Source organism: Clostridium sp. MCC344 (assembly GCF_018785365.1).
Lineage (GTDB): Bacteria > Bacillota > Clostridia > Lachnospirales > Lachnospiraceae > Pilosibacter.
On record NZ_WQPQ01000059.1, the window covers coordinates 1 to 510 of the forward strand.

Annotated in this window: 1 pseudogene; it reads left to right on the forward strand. The window is 51.8% G+C overall.

Features of this window, described 5'->3' with window-relative positions:
- Nucleotides 1-507, forward strand: a pseudogene (locus GPK90_RS19815) (relaxase/mobilization nuclease domain-containing protein); the annotation flags it as partial.
- Nucleotides 508-510: the final 3 nt, after the last annotated feature.

A 510-nucleotide genomic window follows, 5' to 3' on the forward strand; every position in this document is an offset into this window, starting at 1 on the left:
AAGGTATTTAACATTAAGCAGATGGCCGCCGCTCTTGCCTATATACAGGACAATAACCTGACCGATTATGAGCAGTTGGCACAGAAAGCCACCGAGGCAGCAGACCGTTTTCATGCCATTTCCGAGCAGATCAAGCAGACGGAACAGGCCATGAAAACCAATGCCGGGCTAAAGGCCGCAACGGTTCAGTATGCCAAAACCCGTCCAGTCTTTGAGCAGTATAAGGCGACGAAGTACAGCCGGAAATTCCTTGCGGAGCATGAGGCCGACCTTGAACTGTACCGGGCTGCACAAGCGGAAATGCGCTCTCTGCTGGGCGGGGCGAAGCTCCCCAAAATGGATGTGCTGAAGGAAGAAGGCCGTAAGCTCACAGCAAAGAAAAAACAGCTCTATGGAGAATATCAAAAGGCACGACGGGATATGCAGGAGCTCGTCACGATCAAAGCGAACATTGACACTCTGATGGGCTACACCGAACCGGGAAGAAAGCAGGAAAAGGAGCGTTAAGGT